This is a genomic window from Flavobacterium sp. RSP46, assembly GCF_003984825.1.
Taxonomy (GTDB): domain Bacteria; phylum Bacteroidota; class Bacteroidia; order Flavobacteriales; family Flavobacteriaceae; genus Flavobacterium.
This window is the reverse complement of the sequence record NZ_RYDM01000004.1, coordinates 84680-111114: the sequence shown is the minus strand read 5'-3', so window position 1 is coordinate 111114 and position 26435 is coordinate 84680. Positions and strand designations below refer to the sequence as shown.

The window sequence follows — 26435 nt, the reverse complement described above, 5'->3', positions numbered from 1 at the left end:
TTGATTTTTAAACTAAAAAAAACGTCCCGATTTATCGGGACGTTTCATAATCTTATTTCAGAATCGTTTGCTTTCTGTCTGGACCTACAGAAACAATTTTGATAGGCACTTCTACTTCTTTTTCGATGAATTCAATGTATTCTTTTAATTCGATTGGTAACTCATCATATGTGGTCATACCAGTCAAATCTTGTTTCCATCCTTTGAAATCCTGATACACTGGAGTTACATTTTCCGGTTCAATGTTGTATGGGAAATGTGAAATATTTTCTCCTTTATAATTGTATTCCGTACATACTTTCAACGTTTCAAATCCTGAAAGGACATCCCCTTTCATCATCATCAGTTGGGTTACACCATTCACCTGAACCGCATATTTCAGTGCTACTAAGTCTAACCAGCCACAACGTCTTTGTCTGCCGGTTACTGATCCAAATTCATTTCCAACACGGGCCATAGTTGCACCATCTTCGTCAAAAAGTTCAGTAGGGAACGGGCCACTTCCAACGCGTGTTACATAGGCTTTGAAGATTCCGTATACTTCCTTGATTTTATTTGGAGCAATCCCTAAACCGGTACAAGCGCCTGCGGCAGTTGTATTAGAGGAAGTCACAAATGGATAGGTTCCAAAATCAACATCTAATAACGAACCTTGGGCTCCTTCACATAATATTGATTTACCTGCTTTTTGCGCTTGGTGTAAATATTCTTCGCTATCAATAAAGTCTAATTTTTTTAGCTCTTCGATAGCTTCAAAAAATTCTTTTTCTAATTCTTCTAAATTGTATTGTATCGCAACATCATAGAATTTTATCATGGCTTCGTGCTTGTCAGCCAAAGCTCTGTAACGATCTGTAAAATCTTCTAATTCAATATCACCCACACGGATTCCGTTTCTTCCGGTTTTGTCCATATAAGTAGGGCCAATTCCTTTTAAAGTAGAACCAATTTTTGCTTTTCCTTTAGATGCTTCTGATGCGGCATCTAACAAGCGGTGCGTTGGCAAAATTAAATGCGCTTTTCTTGAAATGATTAATTTGTTTTTGATGTCTAAATTAAATTTTTCAAGGCCTTCAATTTCTTTTTGAAAAACTACAGGATCAATTACAACTCCGTTTCCAATGATGTTTACAGCAGTTTTATGAAAAATACCGGAAGGAATAGTTCTAAGAACATGTTTTATTCCATCAAATTCTAAAGTGTGTCCTGCATTTGGACCTCCTTGAAAACGTGCAATAATGTCATATTTCGAAGTAAGAACATCCACAATTTTTCCTTTTCCTTCATCTCCCCATTGCAACCCTAGTAATAAATCTACCGTCATTCTATATGTTATTTGTAGTTAATTTTTATATTTAGGAACGATCTTGTTCGTCCAGAGTATTCTTTTCCTTTTTTACACCGTAAAGGTATAAGGAGTGATTTGTAATTTCTATATCGAAAATTTCCTCAATTGTTTTTTTGATGCTTTGGATTCTAGGGTCACAAAACTCGATTACTTCACCGGTATCAGTCATGATAATGTGATCGTGCTGTTTGTCAAAATATGATTTTTCGTAATGTGCCTGATTCTGTCCAAATTGGTGTTTGCGCACTAAAGCACAGTCCAATAATAATTCGATAGTATTGTAAAGGGTTGCCCTACTAACCCGATAGTTTTTATTTTTCATTTTGATGTAGAGATTCTCTACGTCAAAATGTTCTTCACTATCGTAAATTTCCTGAAGAATAGCATAACGTTCAGGCGTTTTGCGATGTCCTTTTTTTTCAAGATACATTGTAAAAACATTTTTTACAATTTCTTGATTCTTGTTGTTATCTGTGGAAATGAGTGTCATATGCTGGCAAAGATAAATTTTTTAGTTTAAAGATTAAAATTTCCGGTTTGTTTAGTTTCAAGTTTGTTCCGTTTCAGGTATGAAAAGCTACATTATGTAAAAAACCAGCAACTTTTCTAGGTTTTATAAACTCGGGTTACCTTATCTATTCCATCAATCTTTTTGATATTATTGATTAATTTTTTTAAGATTGTATTGTTCTGAACAATTACGGCCACCTGCCCATGAAAGATACCTGCCTCTGTGCTCAAAGAAATACTCTGGATGTTCACATGCATATTATTCGAAATCACTTTTGTCAGCTGGTTGGTAAGTCCTAAAACATCCATTCCGGTTATGTTTATGATGGCTTTGAATTCTTCTTGGGAAGAGTCAATCCATTTGGCCGTCATGATCCGGTAGGCATAGTTGGATTGCATTCCAATCGCGTTTGGGCAATCTTTTTTATGCACTTTTATCCCTTCGTTTATCGTGACAAACCCAAACACGTCATCCCCGGGAATTGGGTTGCAACACGGGGATAATTTATAATCCAGTTTGTCATGTTCTTTGCCAAATACGAGCATGTCATAATTGCTGCTTATTATTGGTTTATGAATGTCCTCATCAGCTGTGCTGGCGGTTCGTTTTATTTTATTCTTGAAAAAATTAATAAAAGAATTGCTTTTTTGGGCGGCATAATCTTTGAGTTGTTGGTTTTCTATAGCGCCAATCCCGACTCTGTAAAATAAATCTAAGCTTGTTTTTAACTTAAAAAAATTGACTAGCTCATTTACAACAGATTCATTTAAAGTTATTTTTAAATGCTTTAGTTTACGCGTCAGCAGTTCTTTTCCTTCTTCTCCAATTTTCTTGGTGTTCTCGTTTAAAACATTTTTTATCTTAGTTTTGGCTCTTGAAGTGGTCACATAATCCAGCCAGTTGATCGTTGGTTTTTGATGTTGTGACGTGATTACTTCAATTTGATCACCACTTTTTAATTCAAAATTCAACGGGACTAATTTTCCGTTTACACGTGTTCCCCTGGTGCGAATGCCTATTTCGGAGTGAATGCTGAAAGCAAAATCAAGCGATGTAGCACCTTTGGGCAAGGATTTTATTTCTCCCTTTGGGGTAAAAACAAAAATTTCTTTTGAATATAAATTCATCTTGAAATCCTCCACAAAATTTACTGCATTTGTCTCAGAATTCTCTAAGGCTTCTTTTAGTAAATTGAGCCAGACATCCAAACCACTTTCTTCGGTAGCGCCATTTTTATATTTGTAGTGCGCAGCATATCCTTTTTCGGCAATTTCATCCATGCGTTCGCTGCGTACCTGAACTTCAATCCAGCGCCCTTTGGGTCCCATTACGGTAATATGCAAGGCTTCGTAGCCAGTAGATTTTGGAGACGAAATCCAATCGCGCAACCTACTCGGGCTGGGCCTGTAGTGGTCCGTTACAATGGAGTATATTTTCCAAGCGATGAATTTTTCGTCATGGGGAGTTGATTTGTAAACAATTCGGAGTGCAAATTTATCATACACTTCGTCAAAACTTACATTTTGAGCCTGCATCTTTCTCCGGATGGAGTAGATTGATTTTGGACGGCCTTTTATGATATAATCAATTCCTTCAGTATCTAAGGATGTTTTTAAAATATTTGAAATAGCCTCAATATACGCATCCTGCTCCTCTTTAGTTTCTTTTATTTTACTTACGATTTCATTGTATACTGCTGGTTCCGTATATTTTAATCCTAAATCTTCCAGTTTTGTCTTGATATTGTACAAACCCAATCGATGGGCCAGTGGCGCATAAATGTACAAGGTTTCAGATGCAATTTTAGTCTGCTTGTCCTCTTGCATCGAATCCATGGTTTGCATGTTGTGCAGGCGATCAGCAAGTTTAATCAGGATTACGCGCACATCATCATTTAGCGTCAAAATCATCTTGCGAAAATTTTCGGCTTGCATTGAAACGTTTAGGTCTCTTTGCACCATAGATATTTTTGTTAATCCTTCAACAATTTGGGCTACTTTAGGATTAAATAAGCGCTCGATGTCCTGAATTGTAGTGGGTGTATCCTCGACCACATCGTGCAATAATGCAGCTGCAATAGAGGTTGCTCCCAAACCTATTTCTGAAGCAACAATTTTTGCTACAGCGATAGGATGAAAAATGTAGGCTTCACCGGACTTTCTGCGTTGCTCTTTATGGGCTTCTACAGATACATCAAAGGCTTTTCGGATGAGTTTTTTGTCCTCATCACTCAAGGTTTGGTAGCTTATTCGAAGTAACTCTTTGTACTCCTGAGCTATAGCTTTATTTTCTTTTTCTAAATCTATTTCGATCATAACGGCATGGTTCATTTCTTAAAAATAGCAATAAGTTAGCAGATATGCAATTTTATTTAAGCACGATATTACAGGATTTTTTTAAACGCTAAATTTTGAAAGTCATAACTGAAATCAGTCCGTCCGGAAATGGGTTTTATTGTGATTCAGACTGCTTTTCAATTGCCACACATTCTAAAAATAAATACACATCAGCATGAAAATAGGTATTATTCCATTTTACCACACAATTACTGTCTTTGCAGAAAAAATAGCACCATAAAGTTGTGGGAACGTTTGGAAGCAAAATAAAATTTCTCTTTTACCTGAAAGTTGCACTTCTCTAAACCAATTGTCTTTAGGTGTGCCAATGAAAATTTTGAAATCTCCTATCAAAAAAGCATTCATCTTCAGTCTAAAATCCCCGTTGTCTTTTGGCTTCAAAGATCAAGATGGCTGCAGCAACGGAAACATTCATAGAATCGATTTCGCCCTGCATTGGAATAATAATATTTCGCGTGGCTTCTTCTCGCCATGCTGCTGTCAAGCCAGTTGCCTCTGTTCCTACTACTAAAGCCGTTGGTGTGGTGTAATCTTGGGTATGATAGGAAGTGGAGTTTTGTAGCGTTGCACAATAAAAATTGATTTTTCGTTCCTTCAAAAAAGCAATAATTTCTGCTGTAGTTCCGGTTGCAATTTGGTTGGTAAACAAACAACCTACGCTGGAACGCACAATATTTGGGTTGTATAAATCGCTTTTTGGGTTGGCAATAATCACGGCATCCAGATTAGCAGCATCCGCAGTGCGCAACAAAGCGCCAATGTTTCCCGGTTTTTCAGGTGCTTCAGCAACTAGAATCAATGGGTTTTCGGATAATTCTAAATCGGATAATCGCAATGATTTGGTTTTGGCTATAGCCAAAATACCCTCGGTGGTATCGCGATAAGCCAGTTTCTGGTAGACTTCTTTGTTGATTTCGATCAATTCTGCATTTTCAGAAAATTGATGCGCTTCAGTCTCGGAACAAAGTTCAGGTAAAAACAATAAAGTTTCTATTTCGTAACCGCCTTTGATGGCAATTGAAATTTCCCGTTTTCCCTCTATCAAAAAAGTACCGGATTGTTTGCGCGCTTTTGCTTTTTCCTGCAATTGCACTAAGGATTTTATGTGCGGATTTTGTATCGAAGTAATTTGTTTCAAGGCTTTCCTCTATTTAATTAAACACGACAAAGATACACAGAGAAAATCCAGTTTTCTAATCTGATCCGAATATTTATTTGGAAGCAATAGCAGCATTAATGCCAGTTACTTTGGTTATTTTTACGAGTATTTTCTTTATTTTTGTCGAAATTCCAAAATTAAAAAATTTCAATCTAAATGTTTTACTTTCTAGACTTTGTCGGTACGATTGCTTTTACCATGTCAGGCGCATTGACCGCTATGAGTAAAAAACTCGATCCTTTTGGGGTGTTCATCATTGCGTTTGTAACGGCTGTTGGCGGCGGAACCTTACGAGATGTTATGATTGGTAGGACGCCCGTGGGCTGGATGCTGGACCTGAATTACGTGTATGTGATTTTTTTGGGGTTTGTTTTGTCGATTATTTTCAGGAAAAAATTTGATCGTTTGCGCACTTCTTTGTTTTTATTTGATACCGTCGGGCTGGGCGTTTTTACATTAATTGGTCTTGAAAAAGGAATAAATATTGGTTTGCATCCTGTTATATGCATTGCATTAGGAACGATCACAGCTTGTTTTGGAGGGGTTATTCGGGATATTTTATGCAACGATATTCCGGTGATTTTCAGACGGGAAATTTACGCCACGATTTGTATTCTGGGCGGAATGCTATTTTTTATGCTTCGGGAATTTAATTTGGATAAGGATATTTTATACATAACAACGTCAATTTTTATTATTATAATTCGGTTGATGGCCGTAAAATTCAAATGGTATCTGCCCACTTTAGAACCTAAATAAAAAATGATTACTTTCACAAAGTCTAAAACCAAAGCGTGAAAAATTATACCGTCAAACGATATCAAAAAAGCGATTATGACCATTGGAATTCCTTTATTGGTCAAGCCAAAAATGCAACCTTTTTGTTTCACCGTGATTTTATGGAATACCATGAGGATCGCTTTGAAGATTTTTCAGTACTGATTTATGACAAACAAAAACTGGTAGCAGTTTTGCCAGCTAATAAACTGGAAAACAGCATTTTTTCACATCAGGGTTTGACCTATGGCGGCTTGGTTTATTCAGCTATAATAAAAGCAGAGATAGTAGCGGAACTTGTAGACTGTGTTTTGTCTTTTTTTAAAGACCATAGCATCCAATCCTTTTATTTGAAACAAATCCCTTTTTTTTATTTTTCAAAAGGAAATGCTGAAATGGAGTTTTTCCTGCTTAAAAAAGGTGCTTTTCTGGAGAAGAAAGAAATGAATTTGGCCATTAATTTAGCAATGCCACTGACTGTTTCTAAAAGTAAATTGAAGCATTTGAGAAAAATTGAAGCATTCGATTTGCAACTTGTCGAGGAAGCGGAGCCGGACTCTTTCTGGGAATTGGTTTTAGAACCAAGATTGCGTGAAAAATACAATGCAAAACCAGTTCATACCTTGCAAGAAATCACAAAATTAAAGATATTATTTCCGCAAAACATCAAACAATTTTCAGTGTATTATGAAGATGTAATAGTTGCCGGAGTGACGCTGTTTGAAACCGAAACGGTGGTGAAATCACAATACGGAGCCACCACTAAAAAAGGCGAGGAGTTGCGCGCATTGGATTTTGCATTTATTACCTTAATAGAAAAATACAAAAAACAAGGCATGCTTTTTTTTGATATGGGTATTGTAAATGATACTAATGAAAGCGGATTTCATGCCGGACTTTTGAAACAAAAAGAAGAATTAGGCTGCACGGTATATGGCCAAGACTTTTATAAAATGAATCTAGTATGATACCATTTTTAGATTTAAAAAAAACAAACAAGCCCTATGAAACTGCTTTTCAGGAAAAATTAAAAGGGTTTTTAGCGAATGGTTGGTATATTTTAGGGAATGAAGTCAGCGAGTTTGAAACCAATTTTGCGGCTTATTGCGGAACAAAATACTGTATTGGGACGGGAAATGGTTTTGATGCTTTAGTGCTCATTTTTAAAGCCTATATCGTGTTAGGAAAACTGCAAAAAGGGGACGAAGTCATTGTGCCAGCAAACACGTACATTGCCAGTATTCTCGCTATTTTGCAAGCAGATTTAATTCCGGTTCTGAGCGAGCCAAAATTAGAAACCTATAACTTGGATCCCGATTTAATTACAGCAAAAATCACTTCTAAAACGGGAGCTATTCTAGTCGTTCATCTCTACGGACAGCTGGCAGAAATGGAGAAAATAAATGAAATTGCTGCAGCAAACAATTTATTAGTAGTAGAAGATGCGGCTCAGGCTCACGGGGCTTCCTTTGAAGATGAAAGTGCGAAGACCATAAACCAAAAGCCAAAAACCCAAGCCTATAGTTTTTATCCTGGGAAAAATCTAGGGGCATTGGGTGATGCCGGTGCCGTTACGACTAATGATTCTGAATTAGCCAGGGTTATTCAGTCGCTTCGAAATTACGGATCGGAAACCAAGTATTATAATGACTATGTAGGGATAAACTCCAGATTAGACGAATTGCAAGCTGCTTTTTTAAATGTGAAATTACCGTTTTTAAATGCTGAGAACGACCGCCGAAGAACAATTGCCAATCGCTATTTATCAGAAATAAAAAACGATAAAATAATACTTCCATTTTGGGATTTGTCAAACAATCATGTCTTTCATTTATTTGTCATTCGAACTCAGGATAGAACGGATTTACAAGAATATTTACGTCAAAACGGAATTCAAACGGTTATCCATTATCCAGTTTCGCCCCACCGTCAAAAAGCTTTCTCTTCTGAGACTGCGGGATGGAATATGTTGTCCTTTCCAATTACTGAAAAAATTCATGAAGAAGTTTTGAGTTTGCCCATAAGTCCTGCCTTGACACCGGAGGAGGTTCGTCATATTATTGCAATTTTAAATACATATTAAAAAGTGTCCGATAGTAAAACGTCATATCATCGCATTGTAAAAACGACTTCGCTTTTTGGAGGTGTTCAGTTTTTTATGATTATTATTGGGGTTATCCGGACTAAGTGTATTGCTGTTTTTATTGGGCCTGAGGGAATGGGGATTATTTCTTTGTTGAACTCGGCGATGAATCTTGTGGGCGGTGTTACTGGTTTAGGGATTGAAACCAGTGGTGTAAAACACCTTTCCAGTAGCTACAAAAACGACAATTTAAGTACGATTGCATCTGTAGCAGCACTTATAAAAAAGCTCGCAGTACTAACCGGGATTTTAGGATGCGTTCTTGTGATCCTGTTTTCTAGTTGGCTGAGCCAAATTACTTTTGGGAATTCGAATCATACTTTTACCTTTGTTTTTATTTCGATCACCTTGTTGTTCCGGCAATTAATGATTGGCCAGCTGGTTGTTTTGCAGGGTTTAAGAAAAATGCGGCTTTTAGCCAAAGCTAATTTTTATGGAAATGGATTGGGGTTGTTAGTTTCAATTCCGTTGTATTATTATTACCGGATTGATGCCATTGTCCCCACCATCATAGTTGCCTCTTTAGCCTCACTATTGGTTTCTTTTTATTATTCGAAAAAAATACCATTTGAAAAAAATGTGTTTTCTAAAGAACAAGGAAATGCCGAAGGAAAAAGTATTATTAGACTAGGTATTTTATTGACATTAAGTGGTTTGCTGACCTTGTTATCAACGTATTTGATTCAAATTTTTGTTGGAAAATGGGGTGGTTTAGAACAAGTTGGGTTTTATAATGCCGGTTTCACCTTGTTGAATTCCTATGTGGGAGTAATTTTTACGGTCATGAGTACCGATTATTTTCCAAGATTAGCGTTCATTAGTGCGGATAATGAAAAAGTAAGAACCAGTGTTGTTCAGCAATCGTTTGTTTCAATATTGATTATTACACCGGTAATCATTTTATTTTTAACGTGCATTCCGTTGATTGTGAAAATTATATTTACACCGGAATTCAACGCCATTATTCCAATGGTTTGTTTTGGAATAATAGCAATGTTGTTTCGGGCCGTTTCGTGGTCAATGGGCTATATTTTGATTGCCAAAGGCGATTCGAAAATGTTTATGCGAACTGCTGTTGGATTTAATAGCATTTCGCTTATTTTGAATGTTTTAGGGTATTATTATTATGGTTTGGAAGGTCTTGGATTTAGTTTTTTGCTCTATTATTTCATTCATTTTTTGGGTTTAAAAATAATCACCAAAAAAAGATATGGGTTTTATTTTGAAAGCGATTTTTATAACACTTATTTAATTTGCATCTTGCTGTGTGTGGCAACTTTTTTGTTCAGATACCTTCCAAATCCAATTTTAAAGTATGGCTTAATGTCACTAATGGTAGTAGTGTCGATTGTTTTTGTTTTATTTGAAATGAACAAAAAGACCGCATTAAAAGAATTGTTCAATGCTATAATTAAGAAAAGAATGATTGAAATACTTAAGAATGTTTACAGAAAAGTAAGATTTTTTTATCATCGGTTACAACTGTATTATTCCGTAAACTGGACCAAAACACTGTACTTTAATTTTAAAAAATTCCCGTATCCTATTGCTAAGCAGCTCCCTGTATTTTTTTATGGAAAAGTAAAATTTACTTCAATAACGGGTGCAATCAAAATTGAGGGAGTTGTAAAAAAGGGAATGATTGGTTTTGGACAACCTTATGAAATGAATACGCTTCACAAAGGAATTGCCGAAATTACTATTTTGGGAACGCTCATTTTAAAAGGTCACATACAATTGGGTAAAGATTATTTTATTTATGTTGGTGACGGTGGATTGTGCGAATTGGGACACATGGCTTCATTGGCCTCAAATGCAAAGTTGATTTGTATGGAACATGTTGTATTGGGGGATTATGCCCGTTTTGGTTCGGAATCACAAATTATGGACACTAATTTCCATCAGATGATGGATACTACAACGGGTGAAAAGTTTAAAATGACAGCGCCAATTAGAATAGGAAATTACAACTATGCAGCCAGCAGGGTTACGGTACTGCAAAATACGACTACCCCTGATTTTTGTACGATAGGCTCCAGTAGTGTGTGTACTGCGGATTATACGTCATTTGGTTCAAATATTTTGATTGGTGGTATTCCGGCAAAATTTATAAAAAACGCCATTTCCAGAGATTGGGAAGGAGAGAAAGCCTTGCTGGACGAGTATTTGATAGTGTAGTTTATGAAGCTAACAAATGAAATCGCAACTTAATTTCCATAATAATATAGCGCAGTAACAACGTATTATGAGCAGTTTTATAGGCGAGAATCATCTCAAAATGAATGCGTTTTAAAATTGCTTTATCCTCTTTTTTTGTTCTATTGAGCCCAATTGCTTTTTTAAGGATCAAATATGTACTCTGATTAATTTTTCTGGCTCTGGCATCTTTTTTCTTAAAAAAATGAGTGCCTAGGGAGTGGTGTACAATTCTTTTTTGAACCAGAATAGCATCAATAAAGTCAAATTCGTACGTTCGAGAAGCCCGAATCCAAAAATCCAAATCCTCGTACGCCAGCGTTTCATCATAGCCGTTCAAAGCATCGAACAGTGATTTTTTGACCATTGATGAAACGGAGCAAATACAGTCACCACCAGAAAGAACTGATTCATAAATATCTCCCGTTGTTCTTTCCTTGACTGCCTTTTGAAAGCTATCAACAGGGAAATAATAAGATTCGTGTTTGCCTTTTTCAGTGATTAATTCGACGTTTCCATATACAATTCCAAGATTTTTAAAAGTTGTGTTGTTGAAAGCATTTATTTGTGAAGTGATGCAATTGGGCAATAATACATCATCAGCAGCCAAGTCAATAATATAATCCCCTTTTGCTGTTTTTAAGGCATTATTGAAGGACTTAGTATTCCCTAAATTAGTGTCATTGGCTATAAATGGAATTTGTGGATAATCCAGAAGCCATTTCTCAATTACGGATTTAGAATTATCAGTACTGCAATCGTCCACGATAATCAACTCAATAGTATCGTAATGTTGGTTTAATACAGACATTAAGCTCTCTATTACATAATCTTTATGATTGTAACACAAACAAATAACGGTGACTAGTGGATTATCTTGCATGTTTTTTTAAAAGCGTTATATTTGAGACGAAAATAACAAATTGAGAATGATAATACCCAATAAAAAATATAAAATCGCATTAATAGGGTACCGATTAAGTGATGGAGGTGCTGAAAAAGTGATGGCTGTTTTATCCTTTTTTTTTGAAAAACAGGGCATAGAAGTTCATACTATTATTGTCCTGGATGCCGTTTCCTATTCCTATGCCGGAAAATTAGTCAATTTGGGTAAAATGAAAAACAAAACCAACGGTTTTTCAAATAAATTCAGTCGGTTTTTATTTTTGAAGAACTATTTGAAAGAGCATGAATTTGATTTTATTATTGATTTCCGATTTAGGATAAAACCCATTCAAGAATTATTAATTTCAAAATGGCTTTATAAAACCAATACTATTTTCACCGTGCACAGTTATTTGATTAATCATTATATGCCCAATTGGTCGGTGCTTACCCGATACATGTATGGAAATTGTTATAAAGTGGTTAGTGTTTCTAATCAATCGAAAGAGTTAATAGCGCGAAAGCACCAGCTGAAAAACGCAATTACCATTTACAACCCTATAGATATTGAGGAAATTGTCAGGAAGAGTGAAGAACCTGTTTCACTTAACTTCAAGTATATTATTGGGATAGGTCAAATGGAAACTAATATCAAGCAATTTGATAAATTAATTGAAGCGTATGCCCATTCGACTTTACCCCAAAAAGGGATACATTTGGTTTTATTAGGGGAAGGCAAAAGAAAAAATATTCTTTTAAAGTTAGTAAAAGAAAAAAAGCTGGGAGATAAAGTTCATTTTTTAGGGTTTAAACAGAATCCGTTTAAGTACCTGAAAAATGCTAAATTCTTTGTTTTGAGTAGCTTGAATGAAGGACTGCCAAATGTTCTACTAGAATCATTAGCCTGTAATACGCCGGTAATATCCTTTGACTGCTTAGCCGGTCCAAGTGAAATAATTGTAAATAAAGAAAATGGTTTATTAGTTGAAAATCAAAATGGTAGTAAAATGACGGAAGCGATGAATTTATTCATTGAAGACGAAGTATTGTATCAGCATTGTAAACAAAATGCATTGGCAAGCGTACAATCCTTCTCAATTGAAAATATAGGCATGCAATGGTTAGATGTAATGAAAATTAGCAGAAAATGACAACAGTAGAAAACGTACAAGTATTAAAAATTCCTGTAATAGACGATGTTCGTGGAAACTTAGCCTACATTCAAAGTGGTGTAATTCCATTTGAATTCAAACGAATTTACTATCTCTTTGATGTGCCTAGTACTGCTTTTAGAGGTGGTCATTCCCATATTCAGCAACAAGAAATTTTAATTGCATTGAGCGGTAGTTTTGAGGTGGTTGTTCATGACGGTATCGAGAAAAAAAGCTACCTATTAAATAAACCAAACGTAGGTTTACTCATTACAACAGGAATTTGGAGAGAACTGCAAAACTTTTCTTCGGGATCAGTTTGCTTGGTTTTAGCCTCAGATATGTTTAAAGAAGAAGATTATATCAGAGATTATGACGAATTTTTGAAATCAAAAAAATGAAGTTGCTATTTGTAGTTCCTAACATTAATAACCCCGGAGGTGTGGCAAGAGTTATTGCTGTCAAAGCCAATTATCTGGTTGAACAATTAGGCTATGAAGTTGTTATTCTGACTCAAAACGGAGGTCATTCTCCTTTGTTTTATTCTTTTAATAAGAAGATCACTTTTCACGATATGATTTTAAAAGGAAAAAATCTTTCTTTTTTGAAAGCGTATTGTAAGAAACTAAACAGTTGTATTAAGACTGTAAACCCGGATATTATACTTGTTTGTGATAATGGTCTAAAGGCATATTTAATTCCTTTTATTATAAAATATAAAATTCCTCTGGTGCTAGAAATGCATAGTTCCAGGTTTATTGAAGAAAGTGAAATTGTGACAAACAGTTTTACTAAATTGTTCTCGAATCTTGTTTTACAACTGAAAAAAAACGGAATAAAAAAATACAATCGATTTGTTGTTGAAACAAACGAGAGTATTTCAGAATGGAACATAAAAAACACACTGGTTATTGCGAATCCTTTATGGTTTGTAACGGAAAAATCTGGTGAACTAAAAAATAAGAAAGCAATTGCGGTAGGGCGACATACGTACGAAAAAGGATTTGACAGGATGTTACAAATCTGGAAAAAAGTGGTTTTAAAACATCCAGATTGGATATTGGAAATTTATGGAAAATCTAATGAAAATATCGATTTAAAACAACTTGCCCAAAAATTGGATATTTCAAATAATATAGTTTTTTATGAACCTGTTCAGAATATTAACGAAAAATATTTAGATGCTTCATTTTATCTGATGACGTCTCGATATGAAGGTTTTGGAATGGTGTTAATTGAGGCAATGGCTTCCGGATTACCCTGTATTGCTTACGATTGTCCTTGCGGACCAAGAGCAATAATCACGCATAAAGAAGATGGATTTTTGATTGAAAACGGGAACGAATCGGATTATGTAGCGGCTATAGAAATTTTAATCGAAAACGAGGTGTTACGAAGTGAAATGGCAAAAAAGGCAAAATTATCGAGTAAAAAATATCACATCGATGCCATTATGCAAACTTGGCATCAATTGTTTATTGGACTTAAAAAGGAAGTTTAGGCTCTACTCTTAAAGTCAATGGAGCATAAATAACCTGCTCTGAACAAATTAAAAACCAGTATATTAGGATTGTCTCCGGTCAAGTTTTTAAATAATAATTTTTCAAAAACGGCATTTATTTTTGAAATAATAAAAGTTGATTTGGTTGTTTTTAAAAAATGATACAGTTGCAATAATCGTACAAATTCAATGTCAATTTTTTTCTTCTGATACAATAAATTTAAATTTTCTAAAGACTCTTTGGTCTTGTTCAAATACACTAGATTAGTGTCTAAATCGCCATGTTCAACAGGGTTTTCTATATGGCTTACTTTGGATTTTAATTTGCTTAGTTGAAACGAGAGTTGGGTGTCATCGTGACCGTATTTTTTTATGGTTTTGTCAAATTGTACTGTGTCAAAACAGACTTTTTTAATTATGGTATTATTAAAAAGTAGTGAGTGATAGGGTTTTGTCTTTCTGTTTGCAGCGGATTTATCTTCAATGAATCTTCCGTACTTCCACCGTAGTTTTTGATTATCAGAAGGACATTTTTCTGGATGCAAGCGTCCTCCATAAACCACATCAAAATCAAATAAATTTGATAAATATCTTTTGATATAATCAGAATTCACAATAGTAGAATCCCCGTCTATAAAAAGTAAATACTCAAATTTTGCTTTTTCGGCAAGTGAATTCCTGTTTTCTCTGTGGGCAATGTTTTCTTTTAATGAAACAAAACTGCAGTGAGAAAGCAAATTTATTTTTTCATTAAAAATATTTAGGGAAGAATCAGAAGAATCATCTTGGCATAAAATCTCAAAATCAATATTGCATTCCAAACATTGTTTGCGCAGCTCCAATGCTAAAGGATACACATTATAATTGTATATTGGGATAAGAATAGAAAGCATTACACGGCTCTCTGTTGCACTACTTCAAAAATTCGTTCGTCTTCACATTTTAATGTTTTCGAAGGGAATTTCATAAGCAACGCATAATCATGAGTGGCCATAATGACTGTTTTTCCATTGGCATTGATGCTTTTTAAAACTTCCAAGACTTCAGCACTGGTTTGTGGATCCAGATTCCCGGTAGGTTCATCCGCAAGTATAAGTTCAGGATCGTTGAGTAAAGCTCTGGCAATGGCAACACGTTGTTGCTCACCACCTGAAATTTGGTGTGGCATTTTGTTGCCAAACTCTTTCATTGCTACTTTGTCCAGCACCTCATCAATTTTTCGCTGCATTTCATCAGCATCAGTCCAGCCTGTAGCTTTCAGGACAAATAACATATTGTCTTTAATGGTTCTGTCCGGCAGTAATTTGAAATCCTGAAAAACGATTCCAATTTTTCTTCTCAAAAACGGAATGTCATCTTCTTTTAAGGTGGCTAAATCAAAGTCAACAATACTTCCTTCGCCTTCTTTTAAAGCCAAATCACCATACAAGGTCTTCATTAAGCTGCTTTTTCCGGAACCTGTTTTTCCTATAATATACAGGAATTCACCATGTTTTACCTCCAAATTTACATGAGCTAAAATAGTTTTTTGTTCTTGGAAAATAGTAACGTTTTTTAAAGACAGGACAGATTGTGACATAATACAGTTTGTTTATGGGGTAAAAGTAACAAGATAACGGTTCTATTCAAAATAAATTCTATTCTATTCAACGGATTTTCAAAAAACAGGTATAAACAAGGGAAAGTCCGAATTTTATTTAAAGCCAATTTATCCGCACTTTATTGCTGCTTGAAGTTCCTATTTTAGCATAAAAAAAGAGTAGAAAATGAAGGTTTTCTACTCTTTTAATGAAATATAATTTGTTAAGGACCTTTTCAGTAGCCTCACCCAAACAGGATAGTTTTGTTGCTTTAAGGAACAAATGAAATCAAGACGAAAGTTCTTATTTTTTAAAGCGCAATCCTCTATCGGGATAATCCGTTATGATGCCATCAACTCCCCAACCTAGAACCGTTTTCATCCGACTTGCTTCATTAATAGTCCAAGGAATAACTTTCATTCCTTTGGCATGTAATTCCGCTACAATTTCGGCAGTCAATAGCGTATGTTCTGGACTGTAGCTGTCTGGGATAAATCCCAAAGCATCTAAATTTGTTTTGACACTATCTTTGTACACCAGAGCCGCTAGTTTGTAATCAGGGTAGGCTTGATGGATATAGCGCAGTACTCTAAAATCAAAACTCTGGATAGTTAGTCTTTCCATAGGGATACGCCCTTGGATTGTTTTAATAAATAAATCCGCAAAAACCTGAGGTGTTGGATGGTATTTATTGTCCCCCTCTGGAGTACTTTTTATTTCAATATTATAGAAGATCTTTTGGTCAGATAAAAGTTCAGACTGCGCAATTACATCCAACAGCAATGGTTTTGAAACCCTACTATTAGTCTGCTCAGGAAATTGTGGATGTTTGATGCTACCACAATCATATTGACGTATTTGTGAATAAGTAGTCTGATAGATATTTAAGTTTAATTCGTCCTCCTTGTTAATAGTGTTTCCTAAACTATCCAAACAAATTATGTGGTTGAAAAAAGGATCATGTGATACCAGTATTTGGTCGTCCTTTGTAACAACTACGTCTAGCTCTAAGGTGTTTACTCCCAATTTGATTGCGTTTTTAAAGGCAACTAATGAATTTTCGGGGTAGAGTCCTCTTGCTCCACGATGCCCCTGTAAATCAAAATTAAAGAGAGTTTGAATTTCACCAGGAAGTAATTGGACTGTTTGTTTTTCTTGTTGAGCCTTGCAACCTAGCGTACATATTGCTAAAACTGCTGTTATTATGATTTTATTCATGTTTTTATTGTAAAATTGTTTGGTTTAAAAAGTCTACCGTAGCCTGATAAACACCTTGCCAATCCTTTGAACGTAAATCACAAGCAATAACATGATCCCCACTTTCTGGAAAGGCTATTTTTGTTTTTTTGTTTTCAGGCGTTCCTAAAGAGTTGTACATTGTATGCATGGCAGAAACGGAAACGACTTGGTCTTGTTCTTTTTCGTTTTTGTAATAATAGCCTAAGAAAACCGGACACTTGACCTTTGTAAATGTAGTTTCGGTCATGTTTTGCTTAAGCATAGTGATTAAGGAAACATAGCCATTGATGTGGTAATTGGTAGACCAGTACTTAGCTTGTTCCTCTGGGCGGTTTTGTGTTCGCATATTGCCACCAATAGTTTCTTTGAATTTCTCTCTACCACCAGGCAGGATGATACCCGCCATAGCAGGATTAAATAAATCGACAAAAGGCGAATAGAGGATCAATCCCGAGATGCTAGGATCTTCGGATGCCAATTTCAAGCTTAAAGTTCCTCCCGTCGAGGTACTGACCAAAATTACTTTTTCTCCCAGTTTTTTCCCAATTTCTAGTGCTTGTTGAGCAGAGGCAATATAGTTTTCAGGCGTAAGAAATTCGAAGGTATTTTTACGATAAAGACCATGTTCCTCTAAACGCGAGAGGTAGATGTTGGCTTTGTATTGTGTAGAAAGCATTTTTAAAACCGGTTCTCCCTCACGGTGACTGGCACCAAAACCATGCAAATAAACAAAAGCAACAGCTGTTTTTTTGTTTTTATACCCATCAGCCCATATTATTTTAGCCGCATTGTTTGGCTTGATTCCAATTACTTTAGCTTCTGTAGTAGCGAGATAGGAATCTAAGCTGGATATTTCTACTGTGCTTATTCCTTCTTGGCTAAAAATAGAAGTGCAAAAAAAGAGTGCTGCAAGTAGTGTGTTTATTGTTTTTTTCATTTTTGTTAAAATTTAACAGCCATTTGTACACCATAGAACTGAGGTGCACCAGCTATAAAAGTTGGTATTCCAAAAGCACCACCGGTATTTCCGGCATCAATAATATACTTTTTGTCAAAAAGATTAGTCATGAATAATCCTATTTCGTATTTTTTTCTAATGGTTAATCCTGTTCTGATATTCAAAAGACCATACCCCGCTTGTGAAATATTAGGTAAGTTTGTTTCTTCAAAAAACACTTTCGATTTGTATGTATAGCTTGGTCTAAGGTAAAGGTCTAAGATAGTGTTTACAGATGGATTGTAATTAAAACCAACAGAAAAGGAATGTTTTGGAGTCAATCGGAAAGTATTTCCCGCCAATTGTTGTTGGTTCCCGTCTGAATCCGTTTCATCAAAGGCAGCATCAATGTACGCATAATTGACAAAGAAAGAACTGTTTTTTGTAAACTGATATTGCAAGGCCGTTTCAAAACCAAAAGTTGAGGCGGAACCGCTGTCATTTGGCTGAATCACTAAACCATTCTGTTCGTCTAATCGTGCGATAGTCGTTTGAAAATTGCTGTAATCGTATATAAAAGCATTGATGTCAAATTGCAATCGGTTGTTTAGGAAGAGAGATTTGGCGCCAAATTCATAAGACCATACCGTTTCATCCGATAATACATTAACAGTTTTCGCGGTAACATTAATTACGTTAGGTCTTCGGCCTCTGGCAACATTCCCAAAAAGAGTAATGTGGTCCGTTATATCATAATTTATAGCAAATCGTCCAACAGCAGAGGTGAAGGTTTCGCTGGCAGTACGTTTTCCATTTGTAGGAGCAAATAAGTTGTTAGGAAAAACTCCTAAAAAATTACCCAATACACCAGGCTGATCTGCATTTTGAACCTCTAAACCGGCATTACTATTTTCTAAAGTAGCTCTTACACCCAAAGTAAAAGTCAATTTATCAGTTAAATCATAAGATGCATCTGCGAAGATATCTCCAGAATAATTCTCTCCAAAATTGGTTGATTTTTCTTTGTTGAAAGCTAAAAGCGGAGCTCCTGCCAATGGACCAAAAGCAGGGTCGTTTGGAATATTTGGGTATAAGGTAGGAACGCCATTAACGATTAGTGTATTTCTAGCTGCCAATAAGGCAAAATAACTTTGTTCATTTACTTCAAAAGGAACCGCTTGAGATCCTTTTTCATAAAAAACATTTGCTCCAACGAAACCGGATAATTTATTTTTATCATTAAAATTAAATCTCATTTCTTGGCTGAATTGTTTTCCTTCAGCAATTTCTCTAAAGTAAAGCACTGGAGCTGCCGTACCATCGGCATCAAAAGCTTCATCTGATTTAAATTCTCTGTAAGCTGTGGTGGCGGTCATATCCCAATTAGGATTGATTTCAGATTTCAATATCGCTGTAAGACCATAAACTTTTCTGTCGATCCCCAATTCGGTTCCTCGTTCTAAGTCCGCAAAGGTATTTGGGTTGGTTGTTCCACCTAAAGGGGCATAAGTTCCGCTTTTGAAACCCGTTCCCGGTGGGGTATCCTGTTGCCAGTTTGCAATTAAATCTAAACTGGTTTTATCACTCATTAAATATTTTAAGGAAGTTCTAAAAGCTAGCGTTTCTTTACCATTCAAGTTGCCTCCAGATCTGTTTTCTATAAAACCGTCTCTTTTACTCAGGATTCCGGCTACTCTTACAAATAGTTTGTCCTTAATAAGGGGAGTGTTTGCAAACCCATTCACTGAGAATTGGTTATAATTACCCGTTCCTATTTTTAGTTCTCCTGAATTTTCGTTTTTAGCTTTGTTTTGAATAATATGCATGGCACCAATTTGTGCACCTCTGCCAAAAAGAGTTCCCTGAGGGCCTTTTAAAACTTCAACGCGTTCAATGTCAAATAACTCTACTACAGATCCTCTGGATTTACTGATGGAAACGCCATCTTGAAAAATTGAAACGCGTGGTTCTACTCGAGAATCCCCACTATCACTGGTAATTCCTCTAATAACGATACCAGGATTATTTACACTTTGAATCTGGATTTGTAATCCAGGAACATAATCTGAAAAAGCATCATATTCTGAAATCCCTAAATTTTCAATAAATTTCCCCCCATAAGAGGTAATGGCGATGGGAACATCTTTATTTAATTGTTCTCTTTTTTGGGCGGTAACAATAATACCATCTAATTGAAAGGAACTTTCTTTTAAAATAAAATTTTGTGTTGTTTCGGATTGGTTTAAAGAGATTGAAATTTTTTGGCTTTCGTAACCAAGATAGGCCACTTGAATTGTGTAAGTGCCGAATTTTATATTTTGCAATTGGTAACTTCCAGCAATATCAGTTATCGTGTTCTTAGATGTGGTATTAATGTTGATTGATGCACCAATAAGAGGTTTGCCTGATTCGTCTGTAATAATTCCATTTAAAGTGCTGTTTTCTTGTGCTTTAATAGTAAAAAACCATAGTGTACTCAATAAAATAAAATAGTAATTAACTTTCATTTTTTTATATGTTTATGTTTAAATTTATTAAAGTAAAGATATTTTTAAGGTGTTAAGCCAAAACTCGTTGTCCGTTACTATTGTGTTAACGGATCCGGTGGTCAGGTTATTAAAAGGTATAATAATTGGTCAATCTGTTTTAAGAAGGTTAAATTATAAACGGTTAAAAAAAAATATTCATAATAAAAACCAATCGCAATTCGTTATAAAGATCAGAATGCAATACATTTGAATTATTAAAATAAAACCACAATGCGTAAAATTTCTTGGCTTTTCTGTAGTTTCTTCATTAGTAGCACTATCAGTATTTCGGCACAAAAATCAACTATTTATACCCACGATTTAAAGGATTTCAACAAAGCGGTTTCGTTGTTTAACGAAGAACAATATGCATCGGCACAAATTATTTTTAATAAAGTAAAAGAATCCGCCGGCACCGATGAATTAAAATCAGATTGTGCCTATTATGTGGCAAATTGCGCCATTCGTACTAATCAAGCCAATGCAGATCAGATGATGGAACGCTTTGTTTCGGATTATCCTACGAGTGTCAAACAAAATCAAGCGTATATCGAGGTGGCACAGTATCATTTTAGTTTGGGAAATTACCCCCAAGCCCTGCAATGGTTTGACAAAGTGGATGAAAGGAATCTGAGCAGAAAGGAACAAGACCAGTTTAATTTTCAAAAAGGGTATAGTTTTTTTAATGCCAAAAAGAAAAAAGAGGCAACTGTTTATTTTAATAAAGTGGTGAATGCTCCTGAATATGGTTCGCAAGCTAAATATTACTTGGGATTCATGGCCTATGAAGGAGATGATTATAAGCAAGCGACAAAATATTTTGACGCCGTTTCCGGAGAAGAAAAATACAAGGAAAAACTGTCTTATTATCAGGCGGATATGAATTTTAAATTAGGAAATTTCCAAAACGCAATTGATTTAGGGGAAAAAGCAATGGCCAAATCAAATCCTTTAGAAAAATCGGAACTTAATAAAATCATTGGCGAAAGCTATTTTAATTTAAAAAAATACGATACCGCAATTCCCTATTTAGTTGCTTATCAAGGTAAAAAAGGAAGATGGAATAATACGGATTTTTACCAATTAGGATATGCGTATTACAAACAAAAAGACTACGAAAATGCCATTTCTCAGTTCAATAAAATCATAGGTGGGAAAGATTTTGTTGCACAAAACGCCTATTATCATTTGGGGGAAAGTTACCTCAATACAAACAAGAAACAGCAAGCTTTAAATGCTTTCAAAAATGCGTCGGAAATGTCATTTGACGAAGCAATACAGGAAGATGCGGGTTTGAATTACGCTAAATTAAGCTATGAACTTGGAAATTCCTATCAAAGTGTGCCTGCAATTTTGCATGCTTTTTTGAAGAAATACCCCAATAATGCCAACCGTTCAGAAATAGAAAGACTCTTGATTGATTCTTATATTTCTTCTAAAAACTATAAAGAGGCCTTAGTAATATTGGAAAAAAACAGATCCCCTGAAAACAAATTAGCGTACCAGAAAGTTACTTTTTTCAATGGGTTAGAATTGTATACAGACGGTGATTATCCGGAAGCCTTGACTATGTTTACGCAGTCTATGAACGAACAGAAAGATCCGTATTTTACTGCCAGAGCGGCTTTCTGGAAAGCAGAAACAGAATATGTTTTGAATGATTTTAAAAATGCGTTGTTGAGTTTCAAACAATTTGCAGGCTTTGCACAAGCCTCAAAAACTCCTGAATATAAAAATCACAATTACACGATTGCGTATGCTTATTTCAAATTGAAAGAGTACGATCAGGCAGGAAATTATTTCGAAAATCAGATTGAAAAAGCACCAGAGGATAAAGTGCGTTTGAATGATTCGTATTTGCGTTTGGCAGATTGTCGTTTTGTAACCTCAAAATACGGTCCCGCAATGGATGCGTACTCTAAAGTGATAGCCTCTAAAAGTGTCGATGCGGATTATGCGTATTTTCAAAAAGCAATTTCCTATGGATTTATGGATAAAAACGATAAAAAAATAGAAGAATTGAATGCTTTTTTACAATTGTATCCAAAATCGGGTTACCGAGATGATGCTTTATTTGAACTAGGGAATACGTATGTTGCCGAAAATAAAAATGATTTAGCTTTAAAAGCGTATGAGCAACTGAATACAGAATTCAAAAAGAGTTCTTTTGCCTCAAAATCTATTTTGCGCCAGGGATTAATTTATTTTAATTCAGACAGGAATGATCAGGCAGTAGTGAAGTTTAAGAAAGTAGCGGCTGAATTTCCTCGGTCTCCGGAGGCATTAGAAGCAGTAGCTGCAGCTCGATTAATTTACGTAGATATGGGCAGAGTAGATGAATATGCAACTTGGGTACGTACCCTAGATTTTGTGGCTGTCACGGATGCAGAGCTGGATAATGATACATTTGAAGCTGCTGAAAAACAATTTCAACAAAACAATACCAAACAGGCAATTACAGGTTTTAGTGGGTATTTAAGTCAATTTTCCCCAGGAATACATGCCTTGAAGGCTAATTATTACCTGGCGCAATTGTATTTTTCTGAAGGATCTGAAAGCAAATCAATTCCTAATTATGAATTTGTAATAGCCCAATCCAGAAGTGAATTTACGGAGCCATCTTTAGTGCGTTTGGCACAGTTTTTTCTTAAAAATAAGGAATATGACAAAGCAATTCCGGTATTGTCCCGTCTAGAAAACGAAGCAGATGTTTCTCAGAATAAAACATTTGCACAATCCAATCTGATGAAATGTTTTTATGAAAATAAGGACTATCCAAATTCAGTAGTGTACGCGGAGAAAGTCTTAATGAATCCAAAGACTGATGATAATGTCAAAAGTGATGCGCAAATTATCATTGCACGCGCAGCAATGCAAACTGGTGATGAAGCCATAGCACGAGCGGCTTATGCCAAAGTAATGACAATTGCTAAGGGGGAATTAGCGGCCGAAGCCCTGTACTATGATGCTTATTTTAAAAATAAAGAAGAAAATTTTGAAGCTTCTAATGTTGCCGTTCAAAAATTAGCCGAAAATTATGCGAGCTATAAGTATTTTGGAGCCAAAGGATTAGTCTTAATGGCGAAAAATTTTTACGGACTCAAAGACAGCTATCAGGCGACTTACATTTTAGAAAACGTCATTCAGAATTTTACTGATTTTCAGGATGTAGTTTCAGAGGCACAAACTGAATTAGACAGAATTAAAGCGGAAGAGTCCAAAACAAATGCATCGATAACTAAATAAAGCTGTGAGTGGAAGTTAGAAAAACAACCAAAATCAACGCGAAAAAATAACTGAAAACAAAAAAAACATACGGAATGAATCTACCTTTTTACATCGTTGATGTTTTTGCAGAGAATAAATATGCAGGCAATCAACTCGCGGTTTTTTTAGGTGCTGATTCCTTGAGCGACCAGCAGCTGCAGACAATTGCCCGCGAAATCAACTTTGCCGAAAGCACCTTTATTACTAAGCTTCAACCGGAGAATAAAACTGCTGCGATTAGGATTTTCACACCAGACCACGAAATGCAGTTTGCAGGCCATCCGATCATAGGAACATCATGGGTTTTGATGCATAAAATATTTGAGAATAAACCTGAAAAGATTTCGCTGTCGGTTCCAATTGGTGAAATTCCGGTACATCAATCGGGAGATTTGGTTTGGCTACAGGCGGCTCAACCGGAGTTTTTGAATACTTTTTTAACGGAAGATTTTTTATCCTTCAGCAATTTAAGCAGAGCTGATTTTGAGGATAAATTTCCCATTCAGGAAGTGACTACAGGAAGCGCTTTTGTGATTGTTCCTATTAAAAGTAAAAAGGCACTAGAGCATTTGATTCTTGATAAGGATAAAATGAACGAATGGCTGCATGCACATTGCAAAACCAGTCATAGAGCGTTGTATTTTTATTGTTTGGTAGAAAAAAAGCTGAGTAGCAGGATGTTTTGTATTGAAGCGAATCAGCTTATAGAAGACGCGGCTACGGGAAGTGCGAGCACGTGTTTACAGGCTTTTCTTTTAAAATATCACTCGCCGGAAATTCAAATGATTAATCATCAGGGCGATTTTATAAACAGAGCCTCTCAGATTTATTTTGATGGAAAATTAGCTGAAAATCAGTTTGATATTAAAATTGGAGGAAAAACACAATACCTCGCAAAAGGAGAATGGGAAGTGTAACGTACCGGTTAAAAATGCAGTAGTAAAAAAAGTAGCAGTAGGAAGTTAGCAGTAAAAAAATAAAACATGACATTTAAAAACAAAGTAATATCGGTTATAAATAATAGCGTAACGTTTTCGGATCCGTTCCCTTTGGGGAGCGTTGGGTTGGGGATTTTATTTCTTTTCGTTTCTCAAGTTTCATTTGCACAAAAGAAAGAGCAAATAGGTACCGAGACCGTAAATGTAGTCAAGCCATTCACACCAACCATATTAGATGCTTTCAAAGTAAAGGAAACACCGTTGCTGGACGAAGAAGATAACACAAAAAAGGAAACCGTAAAGTATACTATTTTCTCTTTCCCGGTAGCATCAACTTTCACGCCGTCTAAAGGAAAAGCAGCAGGCGTAGAGAAAGAAAAAGAAGCCGTTTTGTTTCAAAACTACGCCACATTTGGTGTAGGGAATTACGGAACCTTTGTAGGGGAATTATATGTGAATCATGACCTTAATGCTACGGATTATATTGGTGGCATGTTTCGGCATCACTCCTCCCAAGGGGGTATTGAAAAGGTGATTCTGGACGATCGTTTTTATGACACTTCGATTGATTTGATGTATGGATCAAATCGAAAAGAAGTTTCATGGAATCTGGATTTAGGATATCAAAACCAAACGTACAATTGGTATGGATTACCGGCTGATTTTGGTACTACGCTGGCGCCTCAGGACAGAGCAATCTTGATCAGTGGAATCAGGCCGCAGCAATCCTACAGTACGCTGACGTTAGGAGGGAATGTAGCCTTTAACGAAAGTTTTTTTAATAAAATGAGTCTGAAATTTAATCATTTTTCTGATATTTTTGATTCTTCAGAAAATAGGTTTTACGCCAAGCCAACTGTAGAATTTGATGTGATGGATAGTGCTGTAAAAACGGACTTAATCGTAGATTATGTTGGTGGAAGTTTCAATAATAATTATTTAAATACCAATACAGAACCAATCAAATACGGTTTTACAAATCTGGGAATTGCACCTAGTTTTGTGATGCAGGAGGAGGATTGGACACTGAATATTGGTGCCGCTATTTTTTATAGTCTGGACAATCAAAACAGCAATAATAAATTTTTTGTGTATCCAAAATTTAACGCTTCCTATAATGTTGTTGGTGATTTGATGATTTTTTATGCGGGAGCCGAAGGAAATTTAAAACAAAACTCGTACCAGGACTTTGTAGATGAAAATCCTTTTTTGTCACCAACACTCGCTATTGCACCTACGGATCAGCAGTATGATATTTTTGCAGGATTAAAAGGGAAATTGACTAATAATATGAGTTATAATATAAGAGGTTCATATATTAATGAGCGCAATAAGGCGTTGTTTAAAAGCAATGATTACAATGAAAATGCAACCAATCAGGACTATGCTTTTGGGAATTCTTTTCAAGTGGTGTATGACGATATGAGAACGTTGAATTTTTATGGAGAAGTAAAAGCTGATTTTTCTAAGAACGTGACTTTTGGAATCAACGGAAGCTTTAGCAGTTTTACAAATGATTTTCAACAAGAAGCATGGAATTTGCCGGCTATAAAATTAAATTCAAGCTTGGATGTTAACATAACAGAGAAGTGGTTTGCTGGTACAAATGTGTTCTATGTGGGCGAGCGAAAAGATTTTCAGGTTAATACCAATGTGGTGACTAACGCTGCTCCTGTAACTTTGAAGTCTTATTTTGATGTCAATGCAAATGTTGGTTACAAATATAGCGACCGATTGACTGCTTTTGCCAGAGCCAATAATATCACTAATAATGCCTACCAAAAATGGCAAAATTATCCAGTGCAGGGATTTCAGGTGATTTTAGGCGTGAACTATAAATTTGATTTTTAATCCCTACCCCAGGCCTCCCCGAAGGAGAAGGAGCCGAAAAGTAAAACAATCTTCGCTTTTTTTATTT

20 protein-coding genes are annotated in these 26435 nt (G+C 35.6%); 10 read left to right on the top strand and 10 right to left on the bottom strand.

Annotation, left to right across the window (positions count from 1 at the left end; all coding sequences use genetic code 11):
* Window positions 1-52 precede the first annotated feature (52 nt).
* The 4 genes from EKM01_RS08330 to EKM01_RS08315 all read right to left on the bottom strand — a co-directional run bounded on the left by EKM01_RS08330 (window position 53) and on the right by EKM01_RS08315 (window position 5354).
* Complete coding sequence (locus EKM01_RS08330; protein WP_126461129.1) at window positions 53-1324, bottom strand: adenylosuccinate synthase; 1272 nt, start codon at window positions 1322-1324, stop codon at window positions 53-55.
* 31 nt (window positions 1325-1355) lie between these two features.
* Window positions 1356-1838, bottom strand: a complete 483-nt coding sequence (locus EKM01_RS08325; RefSeq protein ID WP_126461125.1) for a Fur family transcriptional regulator — start codon at window positions 1836-1838, stop codon at window positions 1356-1358.
* A 116-nt stretch (window positions 1839-1954) separates the two neighbouring features.
* Entirely contained in the window at window positions 1955-4174 is a 2220-nt protein-coding gene (locus tag EKM01_RS08320; protein WP_126767823.1) for a bifunctional (p)ppGpp synthetase/guanosine-3',5'-bis(diphosphate) 3'-pyrophosphohydrolase, read from the bottom strand.
* Between the two features lie 394 nt (window positions 4175-4568).
* Entirely contained in the window at window positions 4569-5354 is a 786-nt protein-coding gene (locus EKM01_RS08315) for an RNA methyltransferase (RefSeq protein ID WP_126556320.1), read from the bottom strand.
* Between the two features lie 177 nt (window positions 5355-5531).
* Between EKM01_RS08315 and EKM01_RS08310 the strand changes: the two genes are divergently transcribed.
* From EKM01_RS08310 to EKM01_RS08295, 4 genes are read left to right on the top strand one after another with little or no spacing between them, the layout of a single operon-like run.
* Window positions 5532-6134 (top strand): trimeric intracellular cation channel family protein, encoded by a 603-nt coding sequence (locus EKM01_RS08310; protein ID WP_126556317.1) that lies wholly within the window; start codon window positions 5532-5534, stop codon window positions 6132-6134.
* Window positions 6135-6169: 35 nt separating this feature from the next.
* On the top strand, window positions 6170-7120 hold the full coding sequence (locus EKM01_RS08305) for a FemAB family protein (protein ID WP_126767815.1): 951 nt from the start codon (window positions 6170-6172) through the stop codon (window positions 7118-7120).
* Window positions 7117-8235, top strand: a complete 1119-nt coding sequence (locus EKM01_RS08300; RefSeq protein WP_126767812.1) for a DegT/DnrJ/EryC1/StrS aminotransferase family protein — start codon at window positions 7117-7119, stop codon at window positions 8233-8235. Before EKM01_RS08305 ends, EKM01_RS08300 begins: the two co-directional genes overlap by 4 nt.
* 3 nt (window positions 8236-8238) lie before the next feature.
* Window positions 8239-10473: an oligosaccharide flippase family protein gene (locus tag EKM01_RS08295; RefSeq protein WP_126767809.1), complete on the top strand. Its 2235-nt coding sequence runs from the start codon at window positions 8239-8241 to the stop codon at window positions 10471-10473.
* Window position 10474: 1 nt separating this feature from the next.
* On the opposite strand, the gene EKM01_RS08290 is transcribed toward EKM01_RS08295, so the two are convergent.
* Window positions 10475-11374, bottom strand: coding sequence for a glycosyltransferase (locus tag EKM01_RS08290; RefSeq protein ID WP_126767806.1), 900 nt, complete (start codon window positions 11372-11374; stop codon window positions 10475-10477).
* A gap of 46 nt (window positions 11375-11420) precedes the next feature.
* Between EKM01_RS08290 and EKM01_RS08285 the strand changes: the two genes are divergently transcribed.
* From EKM01_RS08285 to EKM01_RS08275, 3 genes are read left to right on the top strand one after another with little or no spacing between them, the layout of a single operon-like run.
* A complete protein-coding gene (locus tag EKM01_RS08285) occupies window positions 11421-12527 on the top strand; it encodes a glycosyltransferase (protein ID WP_126767804.1) in 1107 nt (368 codons plus the stop codon).
* Complete coding sequence (locus EKM01_RS08280) at window positions 12524-12928, top strand: FdtA/QdtA family cupin domain-containing protein (RefSeq protein ID WP_126461096.1); 405 nt, start codon at window positions 12524-12526, stop codon at window positions 12926-12928. The genes EKM01_RS08285 and EKM01_RS08280 overlap by 4 nt, the downstream gene beginning before the upstream one ends.
* Window positions 12925-14028 carry a glycosyltransferase family 4 protein gene (locus EKM01_RS08275; RefSeq protein ID WP_126767801.1) on the top strand — a complete coding sequence of 368 codons (1104 nt, stop codon included), beginning with the start codon at window positions 12925-12927 and terminating at the stop codon, window positions 14026-14028. Before EKM01_RS08280 ends, EKM01_RS08275 begins: the two co-directional genes overlap by 4 nt.
* Here EKM01_RS08275 and EKM01_RS08270 read toward each other — a convergent pair.
* The 5 genes from EKM01_RS08270 to EKM01_RS08250 form a co-directional block, all read right to left on the bottom strand.
* Window positions 14025-14921 carry a glycosyltransferase family 2 protein gene (locus tag EKM01_RS08270; protein ID WP_126767798.1) on the bottom strand — a complete coding sequence of 299 codons (897 nt, stop codon included), beginning with the start codon at window positions 14919-14921 and terminating at the stop codon, window positions 14025-14027. The genes EKM01_RS08275 and EKM01_RS08270 overlap by 4 nt on opposite strands.
* Window positions 14921-15607 (bottom strand): cell division ATP-binding protein FtsE, encoded by a 687-nt coding sequence (locus EKM01_RS08265; protein WP_126461087.1) that lies wholly within the window; start codon window positions 15605-15607, stop codon window positions 14921-14923. The genes EKM01_RS08270 and EKM01_RS08265 overlap by 1 nt, the downstream gene beginning before the upstream one ends.
* A gap of 304 nt (window positions 15608-15911) precedes the next feature.
* Window positions 15912-16826, bottom strand: coding sequence for a glycerophosphodiester phosphodiesterase (locus EKM01_RS08260; protein ID WP_126767795.1), 915 nt, complete (start codon window positions 16824-16826; stop codon window positions 15912-15914).
* Between the two features lie 4 nt (window positions 16827-16830).
* Window positions 16831-17784 carry a carboxylesterase gene (locus EKM01_RS08255; RefSeq protein WP_126767792.1) on the bottom strand — a complete coding sequence of 318 codons (954 nt, stop codon included), beginning with the start codon at window positions 17782-17784 and terminating at the stop codon, window positions 16831-16833.
* Window positions 17785-17789: 5 nt separating this feature from the next.
* Complete coding sequence (locus tag EKM01_RS08250) at window positions 17790-20291, bottom strand: TonB-dependent receptor (protein WP_126455926.1); 2502 nt, start codon at window positions 20289-20291, stop codon at window positions 17790-17792.
* A gap of 252 nt (window positions 20292-20543) precedes the next feature.
* Here EKM01_RS08250 and EKM01_RS08245 point away from each other — a divergent pair, with 252 nt between their 5' ends.
* The 3 genes from EKM01_RS08245 (at window position 20544) to EKM01_RS08235 (ending at window position 26368) form a co-directional block, all read left to right on the top strand.
* The gene (locus EKM01_RS08245) at window positions 20544-23558 is read left to right on the top strand and encodes a tetratricopeptide repeat protein (protein WP_126767789.1); all 3015 of its coding nucleotides are present in this window, start codon (window positions 20544-20546) and stop codon (window positions 23556-23558) included.
* 74 nt (window positions 23559-23632) lie between these two features.
* Complete coding sequence (locus EKM01_RS08240; protein ID WP_126767786.1) at window positions 23633-24496, top strand: PhzF family phenazine biosynthesis protein; 864 nt, start codon at window positions 23633-23635, stop codon at window positions 24494-24496.
* A 66-nt stretch (window positions 24497-24562) separates the two neighbouring features.
* Complete coding sequence (locus EKM01_RS08235; protein ID WP_158616094.1) at window positions 24563-26368, top strand: TonB-dependent receptor; 1806 nt, start codon at window positions 24563-24565, stop codon at window positions 26366-26368.
* Window positions 26369-26435 lie beyond the last annotated feature (67 nt).

Coding starts and splice junctions, on each gene's coding strand:
- EKM01_RS08330 (WP_126461129.1), bottom strand. CDS start 1,324: ATGACGGTAGATTTATTACTAGGGTTGCAATGGGGAGATGAAGGAAAA.
- EKM01_RS08325 (WP_126461125.1), bottom strand. CDS start 1,838: ATGACACTCATTTCCACAGATAACAACAAGAATCAAGAAATTGTAAAA.
- EKM01_RS08320 (WP_126767823.1), bottom strand. CDS start 4,174: ATGATCGAAATAGATTTAGAAAAAGAAAATAAAGCTATAGCTCAGGAG.
- EKM01_RS08310 (WP_126556317.1), top strand. CDS start 5,532: ATGTTTTACTTTCTAGACTTTGTCGGTACGATTGCTTTTACCATGTCA.
- EKM01_RS08300 (WP_126767812.1), top strand. CDS start 7,117: ATGATACCATTTTTAGATTTAAAAAAAACAAACAAGCCCTATGAAACT.
- EKM01_RS08290 (WP_126767806.1), bottom strand. CDS start 11,374: ATGCAAGATAATCCACTAGTCACCGTTATTTGTTTGTGTTACAATCAT.
- EKM01_RS08285 (WP_126767804.1), top strand. CDS start 11,421: ATGATAATACCCAATAAAAAATATAAAATCGCATTAATAGGGTACCGA.
- EKM01_RS08280 (WP_126461096.1), top strand. CDS start 12,524: ATGACAACAGTAGAAAACGTACAAGTATTAAAAATTCCTGTAATAGAC.
- EKM01_RS08275 (WP_126767801.1), top strand. CDS start 12,925: ATGAAGTTGCTATTTGTAGTTCCTAACATTAATAACCCCGGAGGTGTG.
- EKM01_RS08270 (WP_126767798.1), bottom strand. CDS start 14,921: ATGCTTTCTATTCTTATCCCAATATACAATTATAATGTGTATCCTTTA.
- EKM01_RS08265 (WP_126461087.1), bottom strand. CDS start 15,607: ATGTCACAATCTGTCCTGTCTTTAAAAAACGTTACTATTTTCCAAGAA.
- EKM01_RS08260 (WP_126767795.1), bottom strand. CDS start 16,826: ATGAATAAAATCATAATAACAGCAGTTTTAGCAATATGTACGCTAGGT.
- EKM01_RS08255 (WP_126767792.1), bottom strand. CDS start 17,784: ATGAAAAAAACAATAAACACACTACTTGCAGCACTCTTTTTTTGCACT.
- EKM01_RS08250 (WP_126455926.1), bottom strand. CDS start 20,291: ATGAAAGTTAATTACTATTTTATTTTATTGAGTACACTATGGTTTTTT.
- EKM01_RS08245 (WP_126767789.1), top strand. CDS start 20,544: ATGCGTAAAATTTCTTGGCTTTTCTGTAGTTTCTTCATTAGTAGCACT.
- EKM01_RS08240 (WP_126767786.1), top strand. CDS start 23,633: ATGAATCTACCTTTTTACATCGTTGATGTTTTTGCAGAGAATAAATAT.
- EKM01_RS08235 (WP_158616094.1), top strand. CDS start 24,563: ATGACATTTAAAAACAAAGTAATATCGGTTATAAATAATAGCGTAACG.